The 3,556-nt window shown below is 75.8% G+C and carries 2 protein-coding genes; both read right to left on the minus strand.

All coding sequences use genetic code 11. The features are described 5' to 3' along the window. A partial coding sequence (locus IE249_RS39550; protein WP_229859979.1) for a beta-ketoacyl synthase N-terminal-like domain-containing protein occupies positions 1-409 on the minus strand: 409 nt, incomplete at its 3' end. 93 nt (positions 410-502) lie between these two features. Then, positions 503-3,556 (minus strand): type I polyketide synthase (locus tag IE249_RS34765; protein WP_189711396.1); only part of this gene is annotated, 3,054 nt, incomplete at its 5' end.

Below are 3,556 nucleotides of genomic sequence, written 5' to 3' on the forward strand. Positions count from 1 at the left end.
AGGCCTCCCAGGAGGTCTCCAGGAGCAGCCGCTGCTGCGGGTCCATCGCCAGCGCCTCGCGCGGCGAGATCCCGAAGAACGCCGGGTCGAACTCGGCCGCGTCGTGCAGGAAGCCGCCCTCGGGCACGTACCGCCTGGGCCGGCCGTCGGCGTCCGGCTCGGGGTCGAAGAGGACGTCGGTGTCCCAGCCGCGGTCGGCGGGGTAGGCGGACGCGGCGTCGCCGCCGCGGGCGACGAGTGCCCACAGGTCCTCGGGGGTGCGCACACCGCCTGGGTAGCGGCAGCTCATCGCCACGACGGCGATCGGCTCGGTGTCCCTCTCCTCCACCTCGCGCAGCCGTCGCCGGGCCTCGCGCAGGTCGGTCGTCGCCCGCTTGAGGTAATCGAGGTACTTCTCCTCGTTCACCATTTACGCCGTCCCGTGGTGTCAGTGGTGCCAGTGGTGTCGGTGGGGGAAAGGAGTACGCGCCGCGGGTCGGACTCGGCCGAGAGGCCCCGCGGATCAGGAGAGACCGAGCTCACCGTCGAGGAGGTCGAAGATCTCGTCCGCGGTCGCCGAGTCGATGTCGTCGCTCGCGCTGCTCTCGGGTGCACTGTGCTTCTCGTTCCACTTGGACAGGAGGTCTCGCAGGCGGGCGTCGATGCCGGCGAGTTCGACGTCGTCGGGGGCGACCGCGGTGAGGATCGCCTCGAGCCGGTCGAGTTCGGCGTGCACGCCCTGGGCGGCCGGGGCGGTGTTCTCGCCGAGCCGTTCGGCCAGCCGCTCGCCGAGGTGGCCGGCGAGCGCCGTGGGCGTCGGGTAGTCGAAGATCAGCGTGACGGGCAGGCGGATCCCGGCTGCCGTGCCGAGGCGGTTGCGCAGGTCGACCGCGGTGAGCGAGTCGAAGCCCAGGTCCAGGAAGCCCCGGGCGGCGTCGACCGCGTCTGGCCCGCCGTGGCCGAGTACGGCGGCGACCTGGGCACGTACGACGTCGAGCAGGGCACGTTCGCGTTCGGCGCCCGACAGGGCCGCCAGGCGCTGTTCCAGGGAGGACGCGGACACGGCGGGGGCGCCGGCCGTGCCCTGGCCGGTGGCGGCGCGCGGGGCGGTGTGGGTGCGCACCAGTGCGCGCAGCAGCGGCGGCAGGGTGCCGGCGGCGGCCTGGGCGCGCAGGCCCGCGGCGTCGGTGCGCATCGGCACGAGCAGCGGTACGCCGAGCGTGCCGGCGGTGTCGAACAGGGCCAGGCCCTCCTCGACGGCCAGCGGGGCGACGCCGGCGCGGGCCATGCGGGTGAGGTCGGCGTCGGTCAGGCCGCCGGCCATGCCGTCCTCGGTGGCCCACACGCCCCAGGCCAGCGAGGTGGCCGGCAGGCCGTGGGCGGCGCGGTGCTGGGCGAGGGCGTCGAGGAAGGTGTTGGCCGCCGCGTAGTTGCCCTGTCCGGCGGCGCCGAACAGTCCGGCCACGGAGGAGAAGAGCACGAACGCGGACAGGTCGAGGTCGCGGGTCAGTTCGTGCAGGTTCCAGGCGGCGTCGGTCTTCGGGCGCAGCACCCGGTCCAGGCGTTCCCCGGTCAGCGAGTCGAGGACGCCGTCGTCGAGCACGCCGGCGGTGTGGATCACCGCGGTCAGGGGGTGCTCGGCGGGGATCCGCACCAGCAGCGCGGCCAGCGCCTCCCGGTCGGCCGCGTCGCAGGCCGCCCAGGTCACCTCGGCGCCCGACTCGGCCAGTTCGGCGGTGAGTTGGGCGGCGCCCTCGGTGGCGTCACCGCGGCGGCTGGCCAGCAGCAGGTGCCGTACGCCGTGTTCGGCCACCAGGTGCCGGGCGACGAGCCGGCCGAGGGTTCCGGCGCCGGTGACGAGGACGGTGCCGTCCGGGTCGGGCGCCAGGGCGGCGGCGGGCCGCTCGGGTGTGTCCGTGACGCGGGTGAGGCGGCAGGCCAGGGCCTCGCCCGACCGCAGGGCCAGCTGGGGTTCCCCGGCGGTCAGGGCGGCGGGGAGCGCACGGCGGGAGGCCTCGGTGCCGTCGGTGTCGATCAGCGTGAACCGGCCGGGGTTCTCGGACTGCGCGGCCCGGACCAGACCCCACACCGGGGCGTGGACGAGGTCCGTGACGTCGTCGGAGGGGCGGGCGGCGATCGCACCGGTGGTGACGAACACCAGGTGTGCGCTCGCGAGTTGTTCGTCGGCGAGCCAGTCCTGCACCGTCCGCAGGGCGGCGCGGGCGGCGGCCCTGGCGGCGACGGCGGTGTCCGCCGCGGCCGTGCTGCTCAACGGGACGAGCACCACATCGGGTACGGAGCCTTCGGCGACCGCCGACTCGGCCAGTGCGGCCAAGTCCAGGTGACGGACGAGGTTTTCGCCGCCGAGGACGGCCTCCGCCTCCCCCGCGCCGCCGAGCACGGCCCAGCTTTCGCCGACCGGGATGCCGTCCCCGGCGACCGTCACGCGGGCCCAGTCGACCCGGAACAGTGATTCGTGCCCGCCGTCCCGCGGCGTGCCGAGCTGTCCGGCGGTCACCGGGCGCAGGATCAGCTCGTCCACGGCGGCGACGGGACGCCCCTCCGCGTCGGCGAGCCGCAGCGCGACACCGCCGGACGGGCCCGGAGTGAGCCGCACCCTGAGCGAGCCGGCGCCCGCCGCGTACAGCCGTACCCCGGTCCACGCGAACGGCAGCCTCGGACCGTCCGCGCCGGCGCCGCTGTCCTGGGCGAGTCCGGGTCCGCCCAGGCCGATCCCGTGCAGGGCGGCGTCGAGCAGCGCCGGGTGCAGCCCGAAGGCGGCCGTGTCGGTCAACTGCCCGTCGGGCAGGCCGATCTCGGCGAAGAGTTCGTCACCGTGCCGCCAGGCGGCCCGAAGCCCCTGGAAGGCGGGGCCGTAGCCGAGCCCGGCCGCGGCGGCGGCTTCGTACAGGCCGTCCGTGCCGATCTCGGTGGCGCCCTCGGGAGGCCACACGGTCAGTCCGAAGGGCTCGGCCCCCGAGGCCAGGGGACCGGGCGCCGTGCCGAGCAGGCCCGCCGCGTGCCGCTGCCAGGGGTGGCCGTCGGCCGCGTCCTCGGGACGCGAGTGCAGGCTGAGGGCGCGCCGGCCGTCGTCGTCCGGCGGGCCGGCCGACAGGCGCAGGTGCAGCCCGCCGCGCTCGGGCAGGATCAGCGGCGCTTCCAGGGTCAGTTCCTCGACGCTGTGACAGCCGGTCTCCTGCGCGGCGCGCAGGGCGAGTTCGACGAACGCCGTGCCGGGCAGCAGGACGTTGTCCATGACGGTGTGGTCGGCGAGCCACGGCTGGGTCTGCAGGGACAGCCTGCCGGTGAGGATCAGGCCACCGGAGTCGGGGAGTTCGACCGTCGCGCCGAGCAGCGGATGGTCCGCGGCGTCGAGGCCGGCGGCCATCACGTCCTCGGCGGAGAAGCCCACGTCGAGCCAGTAGCGCCGGCGCTGGAAGGCGTACGTCGGCAGCTCGACGCGGCGCGCGCCGCTGCCCTCGAAGTACGCGGCCCAGTCGACGGCCGTGCCGCGCACGTGCAGCGCGGCGAGCGCCGAGGCGACCGACGCGGCCTCCGGACGGCCGCCGCGCAGCAG

The organism is Streptomyces anandii JCM 4720 (assembly GCF_014650655.1).
Taxonomy (GTDB): Bacteria; Actinomycetota; Actinomycetes; order Streptomycetales; family Streptomycetaceae; genus Streptomyces; species Streptomyces anandii.